We start from the raw sequence: 18,015 nt of genomic DNA, 5'->3' as shown, positions 1-18,015 counted from the left end.
TCCGCGAGACGCCATTTAAATCATCAAAAAATAAAAGACTTAAACCGCGTCGACACCGACGCATCCTGATGCGGGCAAGACCGCCCAAAATCCACGAACCATAAATATCCTGCCGAACGCGGTTTAACGCGGCTTGAGTTGTCAGGATGCGGGCCTATGTTTCACCGCACAAGTTCGATTTCCCTCGCAAACCCGACTGGAGCATCGCACCATGGCCCATGAATTACCCGCATTGCCCTATGAGAAGAACGCCCTCGAACCCGTCATCTCGGCCGAAACCATCGACTATCACTACGGCAAGCATCATCAGACCTATGTCACCAATCTGAATAATCTAATCGCGGGCACCGAGTTCGCGGACCTGAGCCTCACCGACATCATCCTGAAATCCTCCGGCGGCATGTTCAACAACGCCGCACAGGTCTGGAACCACACCTTTTACTGGAACTGTCTGAGCCCGACCGGCGGCGGCGCACCGACCGGCGCGCTGGGTGAGGCGATCGACGCCAAGTTCGGTTCGTTCGACGAATTCAAAAAGCAGTTCGCGCAATCCGCCGCGACCAACTTTGGCTCGGGCTGGACCTGGTTGGTCAAGAACGCCGACGGTTCCATCGAAATCTTCAATACCTCCAACGCCGGAACTCCCATGACCTCGGGCAAAACCGCCCTGCTGACCGTCGATGTCTGGGAACATGCCTATTACATCGACTATCGTAACGCTCGCCCAAAATACCTTGAAAGCATTTGGGATAAAATCAATTGGTCGTTCGTCGCGGCCAATTACGCTGGCTGAGCGGGCGGATGACGCGCTGAATTCTTGTATCGAGCGCGACTTTCACGTTATATTCCACTGCTTCGCCTTCACGACAAAGGCGGTTTCCCTCGCGGAGGAACCGCCTTTTTTGTTTTATTGATCGATCGATGACTCCGGGCCCCGACGCCATGAGCGAACCCTTGATGGCCACCTACAAGCGCCTGCCTGTCACCTTCGCGCGGGGTGACGGCGTCTGGCTCTGGGATACCGATGGCAAACGTTATCTGGACGCACTCTCGGGAATCGCCGTGTGCGGACTCGGGCACGCCCATCCCGCCGTGCGCGACGCACTCTGCGAGCAGGCCGGCCAACTGATCCACACCTCCAATCTCTACGGCATCGCCGAGCAGGAACGTCTTGGGGCCATGCTGACCGAACGGGCCGGCATGGACCGGGTATTTTTCGCGAATTCCGGGGCCGAGGCCAACGAAGCCGCGATCAAGCTCGCGCGACTGCACGCGCACCGGCGCGGCGTGGAAAGCCCGGCGATCCTGGTCACCGAGGGGAGTTTTCACGGACGCACCCTGGCGACCCTCTCGGCCACCGGCAATCGCAAGGTGCAGGCCGGTTTCGAGCCACTGGTACAGGGCTTCGTGCGCGTCCCCTACAACGATCTCGACGCCGTCGAGACCGCCGCCGAAAACCGTCCGAACATCGTCGCGATCCTGGTCGAACCCATCCAGGGCGAGGGCGGCATCCGTCTCCCCGCCGACGATTATCTGCCACGTCTGCGCACCATTTGCGATCGCGAGGGCTGGCTCCTGATTTTCGACGAGATCCAGACCGGCATGGGGCGGACCGGGCGGTTTTTCGCCCATGAGCACGTCGCCGCCATCCCGGATGTCATCACGCTCGCCAAAGGACTCGGCAACGGCGTCCCGATCGGCGCCTGTCTCGCGCGCGGCGCGGCGGCCGAGGTTCTGACCCCCGGCTCGCATGGCTCGACCTTCGGCGGCAATCCGCTCGCCTGCCGGGTCGGGCGCGCCGTGCTGGAGACCATCGACGCGGCCAACCTCGTCGAGAACGCTGCCCGTCAGGGAGCCTATCTGCTCAATGCCTTTCGCGAATCGCTGGGGCATGTCAACGGCGTCTCCGAGATTCGGGGGCGCGGCCTGATGATCGGCATCGAGCTGGATCGCCCCTGCGCCGAACTGGTGCCCCTGGCGCTCGCCGCCAGCCTTCTCATTAACGTCACCGCCGAGCGCGTCATCCGATTGCTGCCCCCCTTGATCCTGGAGCAGCCCGAGGCCGAGCAGCTCGTGCGCGAACTGACCCACCTGATCGAAGGGTTTCTGGGCAACGCCTGAAAACGACTTCGTCGGAGAAATGCGATTCCATGGATGCCCATCAAACCCCTTGCCGGCACTTTCTGAGCCTGCTCGACCTGAGCGATGTCGAGGCCCGCGCCTTGATCGCCCGCGCCATCGAACTCAAGCGGATGCTGAAAGCGGGCCAGGACTACCAGCCCTTCCCGCGACGTACGCTCGCGATGATCTTTGAAAAATCGTCGACCCGAACCCGCGTCTCCTTCGAGACCGGCATGGTTCAGCTCGGTGGGCATGCGCTCTTCCTGTCGCCCCGCGACACTCAACTCGGCCGGGGCGAACCCATCGAGGACAGCGCCCGCGTGCTCTCGCGAATGGTCGACGCCGTCATGATCCGCACCTTTTCGCAGGAGATGCTGGAACGCTTTGCGGCCTATTCCAACGTGCCCGTGATCAATGGCCTGACCGACCGTCTCCATCCCTGTCAACTGCTGGCGGATATGCAGACCTATCAGGAGTTCCGCGGCGACATCCGCGGTCGGCGGGTCGCCTGGATCGGCGATGGCAACAATATGTGCAATTCCTTCCTGGAAGCCGCGCGGCTGTTCGACTTCGAACTGCGCATCGCCTGCCCCGAAGGCTTCGAGCCGGACGCGGCATTGCTCGCTGCCGCCAGCAGTCGCTGCACCCTCGTCCGCGACCCCAAGGAAGCCGCCGACGGCGCCCATCTGGTCGCGACCGATGTCTGGGCCAGCATGGGCCAGGAAGACGAGCAGGCACGCCGACAAACCCTGTTCGCCCCCTTTCAGGTCACCGATGCTGTCATGGCGCGCGCGACCAGGGATGTGCTTTTCATGCACTGTCTCCCCGCCCACCGAGGAGAGGAAGTCGCGGCTTCGGTCATCGACGGTCCTCAATCCGTGGTCTGGGACGAGGCGGAAAACCGCCTTCACGCCCAGAAGGCTTTACTGGAGTTCCTGCTGACGGTCGCCGCGTGATAAAGAGCTGGGTTCGTCCCTTCGAGGGACTGCATTTGAATAACGCACGATCAACGACTTCAGCCTCTCTCCCCATGTCGGGTATAGGCCAACCGCTACGCCTCGGAGGATACCTCATGGGACGCTTTCCGCTCTTCATGCTCATTCTTGTCGGCGCGCTGGGCGCCGCCCCGGCTCGGGCGGAAACCCAGTATGTGACGGATCAGCTTCAGATCACCATGCGCGCGGGCGAAAGCACGCGCTACAAGATCATCCGCATGCTGGAGAGCGGAACGCCGCTCGACGTGCTGAGCGTCAATCAAACCACGGAATACGCGCGCGTCCGTACCGAGGACGGAAAACTCGGCTATGTGCTCATCAGTCAGCTTCAGAAAGAGCCTTCCGCGCGTGCGCAAATTGCCGATCTGCAAACTCAACTCGCCGAACTGAAGCAGGCGCCGGACGTGCTCGCCGCGAAACTTTCCAAGCTCCAATCCGAACATGCAATCCTCATCGAGGATGCCCAGGCGCTCAAGCAGACCAAGCAGGAGCTGGAGCAGGAACTCGCCACCATTCGTCATGCCTCGGCGAATGTGCTTGAAATCACCAACGAGCGGGATCGGCTCAGAATTCAAGCCAGCGAACTCACCCGCGAACGCGAGGAACTGATGCAAGAACAAACGGAAGCCAGGAATCAGACCAAACAGCAATGGTTCATGCTCGGCGCGGCCGTGCTATTTGGTGGGGTTCTGCTCGGCTTGCTGCTCCCGCATCTGAAATTCCGCCGACGCAAGAGTTCGTGGGGAAGTTTTTGAGTTCAGTTGGCAGTTGGCAGTTGGCAGTTGGCAGTTGGCAGTTGGCAGTTGGCAGTTGGCAGTTGGCAGTTATTGGAAGACCAGAACTTGTAAAGTTCCAGGAATCAACTCAAAAAACGAGAAATACCTGACAACTGATACCTGACAACTGCCAACTTTCCCCCTACTCCACCCCGCGCACTTCCACCGTCCCAGTCTCCGTCCAGGCCCGTTGACGCGGACGGTACATATCCTCCACCGTCGCCGCCGGATGGGCGAAGATGCCGGGCGAGACGGCGCGTAGACGGTAGGCAAGCTGGAACTGGGGCCGCGCGTCAGGCTTCCGATCGATGGCGGCGATGAAACGGTCGGCCCTGAATGCGGTGTGCGCCGCTTCTTCCTCCAGACCCAGCCAGGGGATGTCGGCGATGTCGCCGGCCTTGATAAGGTTCGGGTTATCGATCTCGAAACCGGCTGGAAGCGGATCGTTGACGATCAGGCGCGCTTGGCGCGGCGTATCGGCCGTCACCGTAATCACGGCGATCAGGCGTCCGCCCTGGACGATCCCGGAGGGCTGGATCCGCCGCCCCTCCAAATCGTAATAGGCGCGTTCGATCCGATAGCCATTGCCGCCCGCCGCTTCTGGAGTCAGCGGAACGCCGGTGACCGTGACCAGGGCCTCCAGCGGCGCGCTGCCGCGATTTCCGACGATCGGCGGCTGGGCCGCGAGGTCCGCCGCGTCCCAGCGACGGTAGAGCGCGCCCTTCACGGGTTCGCCGCCGAGCGTCAACTCCGGCTGATCCGCGCCCGACGTCAAGGCATGCGCGGCGAGCAGGAGCCAGGCGCTGTCCTGGGTGCTGGCATGGTCAGCGGCGGACCACTGATCCTGGAAACGCCGGGCCAGCGCGCGCGCATCCACTGCGGCGGTTTCCGTTTCGACGGCCAGGGTCAGCAGGGCCGCGCCATCGCGCAGATCCGAACCGAAATCGGCCCGCCAGCCACCCGCGTCCCCGTCCGTCGAGAGCATCCCCAGGGCGTTGCGGAAGACCGTCCCGGCGCGCGGACGGTCGCCGTAGAGCGCAAGCCCTGCGCCTAACTGGGCCTTGGCCATGGGCGTGGCGAAGGCGTCGAGCTTGGTGTCGGCGTAATACCGCAGATCGCCGATCGCGGCGCGGCCATTGCGGGCCAGCACATAGAGCGCATAGGCGATTTCCTCGCCGCCCTGGCTGAAATCCGGGGCATAGGCGAGACGATTGCGCAGATTGTCGAGCGCCATGTCGAAGGCGGCATCCGGCACCGAGTAACCCTGCTCGCGGGCGCGGGTCAGGAAGTCGGTGACATAGGCATCGAGCCAGCCGTCATCGCCGCCCCCGCTCCCCCACAGCCCGAAACTGCCGTTGCTGCCCTGATTGGTCAGAATCTCGGCGATGGCCGACTGGATCCGTTCCTTGACCTTGGGCGAAGCCGCCGGGTCGTCGCCCGTCAGACCGACCGCGCCGGCGACCTCGTCCAGATAGAGCAGCGGTAGCGCACGGCTCGTGAGCTGCTCGGTGCAGCCGTAGGGATAGCGGTCCAGCGCCATCAGCAGACCCGCGACATCCAGCCGGCCGGCGCCGCCGATGGAAACCAGCAGCGAGCCCGTGCCCGGCAGCCGGTCGGACAGCAGGTCCACGTCCAGACGCAGTTCGCCGCCGGGCGGTAGTTCCGTCGCCTGGGTGAGAGAGGTAGGTGGTGCGTTGGAACGCACCGGCAGGGTCAGCGTTTTCAGCAAATCGCGGCCATCCGGGGTTCGCAGTGCGATGGTCAGTGCGTCGTCGCCAACGCCGACGGCCTTGAGCGGGACCATCACCTGACTGCGTCCGCCCTCGGTCAGAGTCAACTCGTGCGCGGCGGACTCGGCCGGAATCAGCGTATGACCGCCAGCGGTCGCGACGCTCAGCTCGACCGCCCCGGCCGGACCCTCGACATGCGCAAGATTGACCAGCAGACGCGAGCGATCCCCCGGCGCCAGAAAACGCGGCAGCGCGGCGGACACGACCACCGGATCGCGCACCAGCAGATCCGTCACCGCATGCCCGACCCCGTCCGCGGACCAGGTCATGGCCATGACGCGCAGGGTGCCATTAAAATCCGGGATGGCGAAAGAGACGCTCGCCCGTCCCTGGTCGTCGAGCTTGACGATCCCGGAATGATAGGCCACCAGTTCCTCGGACGGCGGCGGCCCCTCCAGCTTCAGCAGCGCGCCGTCGCCGCCCGAGCGTACGCTCCCCGGCACGCCCTGCATGCGGTCGATGAGTTGGCCATAGAAATCGCGGATCTCCATCCCGAGCCGGCGCTGGGCGAAATACCAATCCTCCGGCGCTGGCGGCTGATAGCGAGTGAGATTGAGGATCCCGGCATCGACCGCCGCAACCGTCACATAGGCCGCCTGGCCCGCCACCAGATTGCCGACTGCGACCGGAATCTCGATGGTCTGGCGCGGGCTGACGGTGCCGGTCAGTGCCGGCGGCAGATCGAGCTTGAGATCGAGTGCGCGCTGGCCTGGATCGACACCCGCCCAGGTCAGACCGATGGCCCGCGCCGGCATCCGTTTGGCGGCCAGATCCATGGGCCGGTAGAGTACGGCCGTGACATAGGCGCCCGGCCCCCAGTCCGCCGTGACGGGCAGCTCGACCGTCGCGCCCGACTCGGACACCTCGACCGCTTTCATGGCGATGACGCGGTCATCGACCACCATCACCAGCGCCAGACCGGGGAAACGCGGCTCGATCCGCGCCTTGACCTTCTCGCCGACCCGGTACTTTTCTTTATCCAGCGAGACCTTGAGCAGATCCGGGGTATCCTGGGCGCCAGGCTTGACATACCAGCCGGCCTCGAATTCCAGATCGACCGGCAGGACAGCACCCTCCGGCGCTTCCAGCGCCAGCCGATAGGCGCCCCAGTCGACCGGCGACTCGATCCGCCCGACTTCGTCCAGACCCGCATCAAGCGTCCCGTCGGCGACGCGCTGGCTGGAGGTGATGGGTTCATAGTCCCAGGTGCCGTCGGACTCGTACCACTGGAAACTAGTCGTCAGGCGCGAGAGTGTCCAGCGCAGCCCGGCGAGCGCGGTTCGTTGGCCATCCGCGCCGAGCGCGATCACCTCGAAACGGGCATTGCCGCCCTCCTCCACCGAGCCGTCGAACAGCGGTTTGATTCCGATGCGGACCTGCTTCGAGGCCACCGGGAGGCTCAGCGAACGCTCGACCGGACGCCCATTGTCGTCCACCACCCGCACCTGTACGCTCGCCTCCAACGGCTTGCTGGTCGGCGTGATCTCCGGGACGGTCAGCGCAATCGCGGCCTTGCCCTGCCCATCGGTCTGAGTAGCGGTCAGCGGACCGCCGACCGGCGCGAACGCCTCGCTCTCCAGACCGAAGCGATAACCGGGGAAACCGGGCAGGGTATCGGCCGGCGTCAACCGGATCTCGCCCTCGACCGCCAATCCGGCGGCGGGCGCGCCATAGAGAAAACGGGCATCCAGGGCGATGTCCGGCGGGGCCTCCGGATCGATGGCCGCGGCCTGACTCGCCAGATCGAAGGTCAGACGCTCCGGCTCGAAGTCCTCGACCAGAAAGGCCAGATCGGCCAGCGGCTCGCCCTTGGGATCGGTGTAGACCTGCGCGCGCCAGGTGCCGCGCATGGCCGAGCGGCTCAGAGTGACGGTGGACTGATGGCCGCCCGCGCCCTGATCCTTGGTCAGCTCGCGCAGAAACTCCACCCCGTCCGGGCGCTTGACGATCAGCGTGAGAGGAAGATTCGGGACTGCGTTCGCCCGCGCATCGCGGACCAGGGCGGTTAGATGGACGGTCTCGCCGGGCCGATAGGCGCCGCGCTCGCTGACCAGATAGACATCCAGCGGCTTGGGCGGCGGACGCCCAGCGACGCCCCGATCACTGAGATCGAAGGGGGTCTGGGTCAGATCGAGAAAGGCATAGTCGCCGTCCGGTCCTTCCGCGACCAGCAATGCCGGGGCATTGCCGCCCGTGCCGCGCAACAAACCCGGCTCGAAGCGGGCATGTCCCTCGGCATCCGTGGTCGCCTGTCCGAGGATGTCGTTATTGACCGCCACCAGACGCACCCCGACCTTGCCCGCTGGCCGGGCGGTCGAGAGCGAACGCACCAACGCATGCAGTCCATCGTTGCCGGCGAAGGTCGCCAGACCCAGATCGGTGACGACGAACCACTGCGTCGCGAGGTTCTCCGAACGGTCGGTCGCATTCCGGGGCCGAGCGGTCATGGCATAGGCGCCCGGCTCGATGTCGGCGATCAGCGCGCCGACCGGCACCGCCGTGGTCACCTCCCGATTCAACTCGGGCCTGACCTCGACCGTCCCCGTCCAGACCGCCTCGCCGGTCTGATCGACGATCCGGTTGGCGGCCCATCGATCAAGCTGCGCACGGAAGGTGCCGTTCTCCATGGCTTGGGTCAGCGCGCGGTCGCCGACCCGGTAGACCGCCGCCTCGATCCGATCCGTGTTGACCGAGACCACCGGAATCGCCGCCTCGCCGCCCTTGGGCAGCACATAGGCACGCCCCAGGAAACGGGCCATCGGCGCACGATCACGCACATAGATCTCCAGATCGGATCCCTTGACCAGCGCCTCGCCGTCGGCAGCGGGCAGTCCGGCGCGCACCTGCACGCGATACCGCTCGCCATGCCGCACGCCGTCGATACAGACCTGTTGCGCCTCCGCCTCCACCGGCAGATCGGTCCGGTCGGCGACCCGCACGAAATCGGTCAGATTGCCGCGGTCGCGGGGCAATGGATCGCTGAACTGGAGACAGATCCGCGGACTGGCCGCGTCGGAGTCGACTTCATGTCCGGTCACTCGAAAACCATGCTCGGCGATCCATTGGTCCAGTGCGGCGCGCGTCTCGGCGGACTCGGACAGCGCGAGGGCGGCACGGGCGGCACGAATGGCGGGCCGCCAGTCCTGACGCTGCGCGAAGGCGCGACCAAGCAGGGCGAGCGCGTCCGCGCGACGTTGCGCATCCTCGGAACGCAGATAGGCATTGATGGCGGCGGCGGTCGCATCCTGTTTGAAACGCTGCTGGGTCTCCCAGTCCGACGGCTGGGCCGCGAGGGCGGAGGCGGCGAGGCCCATCCAGAGCCCCCGATCGTCGGCATCCAGACGCAGTGCTGCGGCCTGGAGATCGGCGGCGTGCTGGTGCTTGCCGGCGTTCGCGGCCACCCGCGCCTCGGCGACAAGCGCATCGCGACGCCCGACCGGAAGATCCATCCGGGCGATCCGCTCCTCAAGCGCCCTGGCCTCGCTCAACGCGCGCGGGGGCAGAAAGCGCAGTTCCGCCAGACGCAGCGCCTTGAGATCGGGCGCGGGCGTCGCGCCCTCGACGATCAAACCGGAGATCGCCCCGTCGAAGGGGCGGCGATCACGGCCGTCCTCCTTCAGAAAGCACCAGCCGGCCTTGACGTTGAACGTGAATGCCTGGCAGCGGGCATCCTCCAGACAGGCCGATTTGCACGCCTCCAGGCTGACGTCTTTCAGGGTCGCATAGTCGTGACCGAACACGTCCATTCCGGGCAGAACCGTCAGTGCGCGCGGCGCGGCCTGTATCGGGGCGGCGGCACCACTGAACGCCAGTGCGACAAACCCCAGTACCAAGACATCGGGCAAACGCGCGAGGAGCAGGACGCGCGGGATGGACCTGAAGGCAAACATGAAAACCCCCTCCGAATGCTAAACCTGATGCCACAACTCTAGTGCCTGCCCGATCATCGGTAAACCGGGCAAATCAAGCAACCGCCAGAGATTGTCAGGCAGATGGAAAAAACCGCGCATTTTCCTTAACACGCATTTTCGCTAAGGGTTAATATCAATATGCTTGACAATACCGACGGTCTCGTTCGCGCCGCGCTCGGGCTTTCGGCTATTCACCCAAAAGATACCCAATCAGGAGGTTTCGTCATGTCTCAAACGAAGAAGCAAGGTTCTCTGATGATCGCGCTGCTGCCGTCAGTCATTCTCTACGTCTCCGCCATTGTCCTCTTCGCCCTGACCCGCGAGGATCTTGGCGGCACGATTCACTATTGGGAGGTTCTTGTCGCCGTCGCCGCGGTCATCTCGCTCCTCTCCGGCTGGGGCCAGACCTATGCGGCCAATCGTTCGCACCTCATGTATCTGATCAAGCAGATCATCCATTGGGGCTTGTTGCTGGGCGTGCTGTATCTGTTCCAGACCCAGGGAATCACCGCGGCGCTGGGCGATCAGAAATACACCGTCGTGCTGCTCACGCTGTTGAGTATGACCGCCATCTTCGCGGGTCTCTATATCGACTTCAAGGCGCTCTTTTTCGGCGCCTTCATGGCCATTTGCACCTATCTGCTGGCCGCGCCGGCGAATGTCTCCATTCTGGAGCCGATCGGCAAAACGCTCCGCATCGCCGATCCTCAGACCAAGCCGCTGACCATGATCATCGTGATGGGGCTCATCGCCTTTGTCGCCGGCGCCCTGGTTCTGATCAGTGTGCGCGGCTCCATCATGGCTAAGCGCAACAGGGCATAAGCACAGCAACCGCACTGAGGCCGCCCGCCACCTTCGCATTCAGACGGAGACGGCGCGGCGGCCCGAAGCATGGATCTGGCCCAAATGACAACCGACTTCCACGAACACGCCTTCACCATCCGTCTGCACGATACCGACGCCGCCGGGCTGCTCTTTTTTGGACATATTTTCCGGCACGCGCACGATGCCTTCGAGGCATTCATGGACACGATTGGCTTTCCAGTGGACCTGATGATCCGCGATGGCCGGATGCTTCTGCCGCTGACACACGCCGAAGCCGACTATCGCCGGCCTCTGCGTCATGGCGATACGGTGCGGGTTCTGGTCTCGGTGCTGGAGATTCGCCGACGTTCGTTCGCCATCGGCTATCGATTCATCGATCGTCTTGGAGATGTCGCGGCGACCGCGCGCACGGTCCATGTCGAGGTCAGCGCCGACATCGCGCCAGTCATGGACTTATCGGAATCACTGCGCCTGGCCTTGTCCACATATCTCGCGGACGACGCGCAACTGTCATGAACCTCGCCCGCGACGGCAGCGGACGATCAGTTGACTATAAAATCCCGCATTGACCGCGGCGAAAAGGCCCTTCGCACGGAGCGCCACTCAATCGCAGAACGCCTCGGTCTCCCATCGCACGCAGGTGTTCAACGTGCTTTGCTCGATGCAAACATGCTTGCGAAAGCAACCGCTCGCCGGATCCCATTCGCAGCGATTCGTCAGTTGGCAGCTCATCAAACGGCTATAGGCCAGACAATCCTCGGTACAGGAAACACCTTTTACGCTATAGGTATATTCATATTCCTGGCACGAGAAGGTTCCTTCCACCAGACAGCGTCTGGTTTGCATTGGCACGGTCACGAGCCCCTCTCGATCGTCTCCCCGGTAGGCTCCAGCGATGCAAGCGAAGCCGAGCCCCAGGATCCATAGCAGTTTCTTGAGCGAACGCACGCGCTTTCCCTCGGCTGGCGAATGAACGGGGCGATCGACAGGGGCCACGGCCGGCGCTCAGTCGATCGGGATCTTACGTCCGGCCTCGTCGAGCCGGACAAAGGTGATACAGGTCGAAAAGATCGGCTCCTCCGCTCCGGTCTCGATGTCGTCGGCAAAGACCTGGATCCCATAGGTCACGGAGGACCGGCCCCGGCAACTCTCGCCCGCCTCGAAACGCAGCACCGCGCCCTGATGCACGCCGCGATGGAACTCCACCCGATCCATGCCGACGGTCACGAACCGGCAGCCGGGATTGTCGCGGCTGGCGGCGATCCAGGCGATCTCGTCCACCCATTTTAGCAGACAGCCCCCGAACAGATGACCGTAATGGTTCAGATGCTCGGGCCGCACAACCGTGTAACTCTCCATCCGGATACTCCTCATGATGAACCGACGGTCATAAAACCGTCGTTTAACTGCGCTGGATCTATATAACGACACCGCCAGCCGGGTTATTTTCGCCCCCGCGATCTTCCGCGCAATTCATAAAAACTCTGACAGGGGGACTCAATGTCCGGAACATCCTCGGTCGGCTGGATCGACATCGTCGTCATTCTCGCCTACCTGCTCGCCACCGGCTACCTCGGCTGGCTCGGCTATCGCGGCACTCGCTCGGCGGCGGACTTTCTCGTCGGCGGGCGCTCGGCCCATCCCATCATCATGGCGGTCTCCTACGGTGCCACCTTTATCTCGACCGCCGCCATCGTCGGCTTCGGCGGGGTCGCCGGACTCTTCGGCATGAGTCTGCTGTGGCTGACCTTTCTCAATATCGGGGTCGGCATCCTGATCGCCTTCACGGTCCTGGGCGAGCCCACGCGCCGGCTCGGGCACCATCTGGGCGCCCACACCTTCCCGGAACTGCTGGGACTGCGCTATCAGAGCCGCGGCATCCAGATCTTCGCCGGGGCGCTCATCTTTCTCTTCATGCCGCTCTACTCGGCGGCGGTCATGACCGGCGGCAGCATCTTCGCGGCGACCCAGTTCGGGATCGATTTCGAGGTCGCGCTGCTGCTTTTCGCCGTCGTCACCGCCGCCTATGTCATCCCCGGCGGACTGAAGGCGGTCATGTACACCGACACACTCCAAGGCTTCATCATGGTCTTCGCCATGATCTTTCTGCTGGTCTTCACCTATTCGAGCCTGGGCGGCATCACCGAGGCCCATCAATACCTCACCGACATGGCCGATCTAGTCCCCGCCCCGCTGCAACAGATGGGTCATCAGGGTTGGACCGCGATGCCCGCCTTCGGCTGGGGCGCGCCGACCTATGATCTCTGGTGGATCGTCATCACCTCGATCATCCTCGGCGTCGGCATCGGCGTGCTGGCCCAGCCGCAATTGATCGTGCGCTTCATGACCGTGCGCAGCCGGCGCGAACTCGACCGGGCGGTGCCGATCGGCGCGGTCTTCATCATGCTGATGACCGGTACGCCCTTCCTGGTCGGCAGTCTGTCCAATGCCTGGTTCGCCCAGCATGGCCCGATCCTGCACGGCAAGGTGGTCTCCCAGATCGATCCGGCCAAGGACCGCGCGCTGGTCGAACTGATGAAAAAGACCGACAGCGGCGATTGGACAACGATCATCAGCCCGAAGACCAACAAGCCCGCCACCGCGCCCATGATCGTCAGCGAGCGGACGCAGGCGCAAGCTGCATCCGGCGAGACCTTTGAACTGGTCGGCGGGCGCTCGACGGCCATCACCTATGTCAAGGGCGACTCCGACCAGATCATTCCGACCTTCATCACCTCGGCGTTGCCGCGCTGGTTTGGCGTGGTCTTCTTCCTGGCCCTGCTGGCGGCGGCCATGAGCACCATGTCCAGTCAGTTCCATACCATCGGCACCGCCGCTGGGCGCGATCTGTACGAACGCATCGGCGACAAGGGCCAAGCCCGCGAGCCGAGCATCCTGGTCATGCGGCTCGCCATCGTGCTAGGTCTGCTGATCGCCGTCACCATCAGTTACACGGTTCGTCAGGACTACATCATCGCCCGCTTCACGGCCATCTTCTTTGGGCTCTGCGCCGCCAGCTTCCTACCCGCCTATGTCGGCGGACTCTTTTTCCGGCGTGTCACCAAGGCTGGTGCGCTGGCCTCGATGACGGTCGGCATGAGCGTCTCGCTGTTCTGGCTGCTGCTGATCAAAGCCAAGGAGGCATCGGCAATCGGACTGGTGCAATGGATCACCGGCGGCAAGACCAGCCTGCTGGCCGACTACCCCAACTGGCCCTCGGTGGATCCGATCATCGTCGCGCTCCCCGCCGCGCTGCTGACCCTGATCCTGGTCAGCGCGATCACCCGCCCACCCGATGCGGAACACCTGCGTCAATGCTTCCCGGAGCGGAAGCCTTAACCCGACAGAGGGCATGACACATGCTTGGCATCGACGATCCACTCGTATTGACCGCCTATTTCGGCATCATCGCCATGGCCGTCCTCAGCCTGATTTACGGGCTGATCCGCCGCAACGCCGCGCGTGACGAGCTCACGCCGGAGGACCGCCAATGGGCACTCGAAGAAAAGAAGGTAGACGATGAAATCTAATCGCAACACCCTCCTGATCGCGGGGCTGACCGCCGCGCTCGCCTGCTCGACCGCCACGGCCGAGGAAACGGTCGGCCCCTTCACCTGGGGCGCGGATCTGCGTCTGCGCCAGGTCTGGGTCGACAACGTGGGCCTGAACGCCGCCAGCCCCACCGCCGACCGCACCTTCCAGCGTTATCGCACGCGACTCTGGGGCTCCTATGCCGTGAGCGATCAACTCTCGGCCAGCGCCCGGCTCATGTGGGAAGGCCGCCACTATCAGGATCCCAGCCCCTCGAACTACACTGTCCCCGGTTTTGAGCAGTGGTACAGCGGCGGCGTCCTCTTCGATCAGCTCACCATCGATTACAAACAGATCGGCGGTCTGCCGCTCTCGGCCAAGCTGGGCCGCCAGGACATCATCCTGGGCAACGGCTGGCTGGTGCTCGACGGCTCGCCCATCGACGGCTCGCGGACCATCTATTTCGACGCCGCCCGCGCCACCTATGAGCTGGAATCGCTCGGCACCACGCTGGATCTGATCTACATCGACCAGAGCGCCGACACCGGGCGCTTCCCGCAAGCGCTGAACGGCGAGGTCGAGGATCAGACCGAGCAGAACGAAACCGGCGCGATCCTCTATGCTCGTAACAAATCGCTGATCAAGGACACCATCCTGGACGGCTATTTCATCTACAAGCACGACCGGGAGAACATCACCTCCGGCCCGCCAACCAACCTCCGCGTCAACAATGGCGCGCCCTTCCCCTCCGGCTCCGACACCGGCGACATCTACGCGGCCGGGGCGCGCGCCGACGCCAAGTTCAACGCACAGCTCGCGCTCCGCGCCGAGACCGTCTACGAATGGGGCACCCGCAACCGGCGCGACCTGAGCGCCTTCGGCCTCAACAGCCGTCTGACCTTCAGCCTCAACGACCCGCTGAAGAATCAGCTCCACGCTGACTTTGAATATCTATCGGGCGACGATCCGGACAGCCGGAGCAACCAGGCATTCGACCCGCTTTGGGGCCGCTGGCCGCAGTGGAGCGAGCTGATGATCTATCAATGGCCGCTGGAGAGCCGCGTCGGCGAAGCCACCAACCTGAGCCGCCTGAATGTCGGCTGGATCGCGCAGGTGCATCCCACCACCCAGGTGCTGGTCGACTATCACGCGCTTTGGGCGAACGAGATGAGCACCCGCACCGCCGCGCAGATGGCGAACATCAGCGGCGAGGACGATTTTCGCGGACATCTCTTCACCGGCTGGATCAAAACCAAGCTCAGCAAGCACGTCGCCGGGCATCTGGTCGCCGAGTACCTCGCCCCAGGGGATTACTACGCCGCGAATCGGCGCGACGATTCGTTCTTCGTGCGCGCGGAGTTGAATCTGACCTGGTAGAGACCCGCGCCGATGCGATCGGATCGGCGCGACAAAAACCGATATCCTTGGCGCGGATCGATGCGCTCAACGCGGATGTAGGGGCGAATTCATTCGACCCTACGCCCCCACATCCGCGCAAGGCGTCGATCATCGTTTCGGCCATCGCTCGTTGTCGTTGTCGTTGTCGTTGTCGTTGTCGTTGTCGTAATCGGATTATCGACAACGACAACGGTAACATTGACGCATCTGCAAGCATTTGGCGCCCTCAAGCAATCTGGGACATCGGGGCGGGATACCCGCCCCCGAAACACTGGCCGGATCGATGATCAAAGCCTCCGCGTCACCAACGTGGTGAATGAATTCGCCCCTACACCCCCGTTCTAATCCCACGCAACGACAATTGATGACACGCCCGAACCTGAGCGGACTGAGTATTTGTACGGACTGGCGACTCCTCAATATTTGGAGTTATGATCAAATCGTTGGCGACAGAGTCGGTTGATCGTTTTAAGACGAATGCGGCAATTCTTGATAAGCATGCCTTCGCAGAAGGATAGATTTGATTTTCGTGATTGTTCCATAAATCTATATATAAAGAGGCAAGACACCATGAAAACGCGCGACACTGGAATGATAATAAGCGTTTGCTCGGGCTGATCGACAGCATCCACCATGCTGATGACGCGGATGATCGTGATCCGCGGCATCCGATGGCGAGAAAATCGCGTGATCAATCCCGTTCCTAAACCGTCGATTCCCAAATCATTCCTATCGATGGACACGGAGTCCCGACCTATGCCCCACGATAATGACCCGCTCACCCAGGCCAGCACCCGCTTGCAGGCACTTGCCCAACATCCGCCGCGCCGTTCGGCGGCCATGTCGCTGCGTACCCTTTTGCCGGACATTGAGGCCGCCAAGCAGGCGGGGGCGTCCTCTGCCGACATCCTCGCCGAGCTTGCCGCCGCCGGGATCCCGATCGCCCCCCGCACCTTTGCCAAAACGCTCTCGCGTATCCGGCAAGAACGGCGCGCCTTCCTCCCGACCGCCTCGCCGTCAACGCCGCCGTCAACAGTCGCGGTTGTCCAGGCAACCCCCGCACCGGTGGCAACCTCAGCGTCGGCGAAGCCTCCACGCACCCCCTCGTCCGATCCGCGAGGTAGGATGGGCAGAACGGCCATGGGATGACGCTGATGATTGGCACGGACGCCGCTTGGCCGTGAAACCCATCGTTCACCGCGCCAACGCCTGACCAAAACGTCCTCGCGACATCGGGGGCGTTTTGCGGTGCGCGGTTTCGAGGGCGTCGGCGCGGGGTTCGATGGGTTTCGCTGTGCTCTACCCGTCCTCGCTCGGTTTTTCGTCTTTCAAGGCGACGTTATCGGTCATTGTTTTCCATGCGTATGGCGCTCTAATTGTCAGACATCGCGCCGCATGGCAAAGTGTAACAAAACTGAACGCCTCAAAAATGTGACACCCAATTGTTGTTTACTAATTGATTTTTATGAAAAAGAAATTCAAGGATAATTTAAGTGTAAAATATATGTGACAGTTGCTAGCTTGCTTATTCATGCCGAACATTGATTTTTAAGGATTTTATCGATGGCATGTGGATTGCTTTGCTTTAAAGTCAATTGCAAGGCATCAAGGTTCGGCCGCTCGCTGTCGACGGAGAATGGACAGCGATCTCGCACTCAGTCAGCAAGCGCTCGGGTGATTGAGTATTTGTGCGGACTAGCGACCCATTGAAGTTCCAGGGTAGGATTGAAGCGTTAGATGAGCTGATTGATCGTTTCGGCACGACTGCGGAAAGTTTGATGGGCTTGCCGGAGGATTAAAATAAACTTGTGCCAAAATTAATCTCAACCATTGAAAAACAATAGATTGCAACGCAAAAACCGGCTTCAAAGCTTATTTTGGCACAGGTCTAATGTTTGAATGTAAAACCTGACCGTATGCCGTAACAGGCTGATTAACTTGCTGGTTAAAGTCCAGCCGATGGAGTTGCTCGTACACCATTGTAGTGCCCCGGAGCGGCGTTTGGGTAACCAAGGGTCGTGAGTTCCGAGGGTGCAAAACCGCAGGCCGCAGCGCAAGCGAACTGAGATGTAGCCTCGTCACTTAGTCGAAGAAGCCGACCCTGTGGTCAGAAGGGGAAGGTCGCCGTCGGTGGGAACAGACAACGAGAGCGTCCCGCCGGTTCTTCCGGGGTAGCAAGGGTGGCATGTGGTGGAAGTCAATCAGTCCCAGTGCGGGAGACCCGTGATGGCGGCGGCCCAGAGCCGCCAACCACGTCGTATAAGGCCAGTCCGAAATCGACGTGGGTCATCACGGGAGTCGGAGGGGCTCATCGTACCGTTTGAGGGCTTGGGACAACAGAACCCGGCCCGAGGAAAGGAGCCCTACTTTGTGCATGCAACCAACGCGCGGAGGATCGGGAGATTGTGACCATGTCGCTAGCCACTCCGAAGATGATCAGGACGTTGCAGAGGGCGCTCTGCTCCAAGGCCAAGCCGAAGGATCTCGGCGCATGCCTCGGCGTGAAGCACATCGGAAAGCCGTGTACGGGAGAACTGTACGCACGGTTTGATGAGGGAGGGCTGGTATCCTGTGACTACGATTCGGCTCGTGAGGCACCGCCAAACGAAAGGGGCGGCAACAGATAGGCCGGATCTACGGACACGGGATGCCTGCTCTCTACTCTACC

Annotated in this window: 13 protein-coding genes; 10 read left to right on the top strand and 3 right to left on the bottom strand. The window is 62.6% G+C overall.

The window, feature by feature from the left end:
• The first annotated feature begins 211 nt into the window (after positions 1 to 211).
• The 4 genes from CCR95_RS08255 to CCR95_RS08240 all read left to right on the top strand — a co-directional run bounded on the left by CCR95_RS08255 (position 212) and on the right by CCR95_RS08240 (position 3,871).
• Entirely contained in the window at positions 212 to 793 is a 582-nt protein-coding gene (locus CCR95_RS08255; protein WP_201093446.1) for a superoxide dismutase, read from the top strand.
• Positions 794 to 942: 149 nt separating this feature from the next.
• Positions 943 to 2,121: an aspartate aminotransferase family protein gene (locus tag CCR95_RS08250; RefSeq protein ID WP_201093556.1), complete on the top strand. Its 1,179-nt coding sequence runs from the start codon at positions 943 to 945 to the stop codon at positions 2,119 to 2,121.
• A gap of 29 nt (positions 2,122 to 2,150) precedes the next feature.
• Complete coding sequence (gene argF, locus CCR95_RS08245; protein ID WP_201093445.1) at positions 2,151 to 3,077, top strand: ornithine carbamoyltransferase; 927 nt, start codon at positions 2,151 to 2,153, stop codon at positions 3,075 to 3,077.
• A gap of 116 nt (positions 3,078 to 3,193) precedes the next feature.
• Positions 3,194 to 3,871, top strand: a complete 678-nt coding sequence (locus CCR95_RS08240) for a TIGR04211 family SH3 domain-containing protein (RefSeq protein ID WP_201093442.1) — start codon at positions 3,194 to 3,196, stop codon at positions 3,869 to 3,871.
• 163 nt (positions 3,872 to 4,034) lie between these two features.
• Here the strand turns inward: CCR95_RS08240 and CCR95_RS08235 are convergent, their stop codons facing one another.
• Positions 4,035 to 9,572, bottom strand: coding sequence for an alpha-2-macroglobulin family protein (locus CCR95_RS08235; RefSeq protein WP_201093440.1), 5,538 nt, complete (start codon positions 9,570 to 9,572; stop codon positions 4,035 to 4,037).
• Between the two features lie 246 nt (positions 9,573 to 9,818).
• Here CCR95_RS08235 and CCR95_RS08230 point away from each other — a divergent pair, with 246 nt between their 5' ends.
• Both CCR95_RS08230 and CCR95_RS08225 read left to right on the top strand, forming a co-directional pair.
• Complete coding sequence (locus CCR95_RS08230) at positions 9,819 to 10,415, top strand: hypothetical protein (RefSeq protein ID WP_201093438.1); 597 nt, start codon at positions 9,819 to 9,821, stop codon at positions 10,413 to 10,415.
• Between the two features lie 84 nt (positions 10,416 to 10,499).
• Positions 10,500 to 10,934 (top strand): acyl-CoA thioesterase, encoded by a 435-nt coding sequence (locus tag CCR95_RS08225; RefSeq protein WP_201093436.1) that lies wholly within the window; start codon positions 10,500 to 10,502, stop codon positions 10,932 to 10,934.
• An 87-nt stretch (positions 10,935 to 11,021) separates the two neighbouring features.
• Here CCR95_RS08225 and CCR95_RS08220 read toward each other — a convergent pair whose 3' ends face one another.
• Positions 11,022 to 11,366 carry a hypothetical protein gene (locus tag CCR95_RS08220; RefSeq protein WP_201093434.1) on the bottom strand — a complete coding sequence of 115 codons (345 nt, stop codon included), beginning with the start codon at positions 11,364 to 11,366 and terminating at the stop codon, positions 11,022 to 11,024.
• 57 nt (positions 11,367 to 11,423) lie between these two features.
• Positions 11,424 to 11,777 (bottom strand): acyl-CoA thioesterase, encoded by a 354-nt coding sequence (locus CCR95_RS08215; protein ID WP_201093432.1) that lies wholly within the window; start codon positions 11,775 to 11,777, stop codon positions 11,424 to 11,426.
• A gap of 141 nt (positions 11,778 to 11,918) precedes the next feature.
• On the opposite strand from CCR95_RS08215, the gene CCR95_RS08210 reads away from it, so the two are divergent.
• The 4 genes from CCR95_RS08210 to CCR95_RS08195 all read left to right on the top strand — a co-directional run bounded on the left by CCR95_RS08210 (position 11,919) and on the right by CCR95_RS08195 (position 16,496).
• Complete coding sequence (locus CCR95_RS08210) at positions 11,919 to 13,757, top strand: sodium:solute symporter family protein (RefSeq protein ID WP_201093430.1); 1,839 nt, start codon at positions 11,919 to 11,921, stop codon at positions 13,755 to 13,757.
• Between the two features lie 20 nt (positions 13,758 to 13,777).
• Entirely contained in the window at positions 13,778 to 13,948 is a 171-nt protein-coding gene (locus tag CCR95_RS08205; protein ID WP_201093428.1) for a symporter small accessory protein, read from the top strand.
• Positions 13,938 to 15,326, top strand: coding sequence for an alginate export family protein (locus tag CCR95_RS08200; RefSeq protein ID WP_201093426.1), 1,389 nt, complete (start codon positions 13,938 to 13,940; stop codon positions 15,324 to 15,326). The genes CCR95_RS08205 and CCR95_RS08200 overlap by 11 nt, the downstream gene beginning before the upstream one ends.
• Positions 15,327 to 16,103: 777 nt before the next feature.
• Entirely contained in the window at positions 16,104 to 16,496 is a 393-nt protein-coding gene (locus tag CCR95_RS08195; protein WP_201093425.1) for a hypothetical protein, read from the top strand.
• Positions 16,497 to 18,015: the final 1,519 nt, after the last annotated feature.

This window comes from Thiocystis minor, from assembly GCF_016653465.1.
Taxonomy (GTDB): Bacteria; Pseudomonadota; Gammaproteobacteria; order Chromatiales; family Chromatiaceae; genus Chromatium; species Chromatium minus.
The sequence above is the reverse complement of the archived record's forward strand: the minus strand, read 5'-3'. Positions and strand labels throughout refer to the sequence as shown.

What these genes read in the sequence shown, in the direction of transcription:
- CCR95_RS08250 (WP_201093556.1), top strand. Translation starts at nt 943, where the DNA reads ATGAGCGAACCCTTGATGGCCACCTACAAGCGCCTGCCTGTCACCTTC.
- CCR95_RS08235 (WP_201093440.1), bottom strand. Translation starts at nt 9,572, where the DNA reads ATGTTTGCCTTCAGGTCCATCCCGCGCGTCCTGCTCCTCGCGCGTTTG.
- CCR95_RS08255 (WP_201093446.1), top strand. Translation starts at nt 212, where the DNA reads ATGGCCCATGAATTACCCGCATTGCCCTATGAGAAGAACGCCCTCGAA.
- CCR95_RS08225 (WP_201093436.1), top strand. Translation starts at nt 10,500, where the DNA reads ATGACAACCGACTTCCACGAACACGCCTTCACCATCCGTCTGCACGAT.
- CCR95_RS08210 (WP_201093430.1), top strand. Translation starts at nt 11,919, where the DNA reads ATGTCCGGAACATCCTCGGTCGGCTGGATCGACATCGTCGTCATTCTC.
- CCR95_RS08240 (WP_201093442.1), top strand. Translation starts at nt 3,194, where the DNA reads ATGGGACGCTTTCCGCTCTTCATGCTCATTCTTGTCGGCGCGCTGGGC.
- CCR95_RS08205 (WP_201093428.1), top strand. Translation starts at nt 13,778, where the DNA reads ATGCTTGGCATCGACGATCCACTCGTATTGACCGCCTATTTCGGCATC.
- CCR95_RS08230 (WP_201093438.1), top strand. Translation starts at nt 9,819, where the DNA reads ATGTCTCAAACGAAGAAGCAAGGTTCTCTGATGATCGCGCTGCTGCCG.
- CCR95_RS08215 (WP_201093432.1), bottom strand. Translation starts at nt 11,777, where the DNA reads ATGGAGAGTTACACGGTTGTGCGGCCCGAGCATCTGAACCATTACGGT.
- CCR95_RS08200 (WP_201093426.1), top strand. Translation starts at nt 13,938, where the DNA reads ATGAAATCTAATCGCAACACCCTCCTGATCGCGGGGCTGACCGCCGCG.
- CCR95_RS08195 (WP_201093425.1), top strand. Translation starts at nt 16,104, where the DNA reads ATGCCCCACGATAATGACCCGCTCACCCAGGCCAGCACCCGCTTGCAG.
- argF (WP_201093445.1), top strand. Translation starts at nt 2,151, where the DNA reads ATGGATGCCCATCAAACCCCTTGCCGGCACTTTCTGAGCCTGCTCGAC.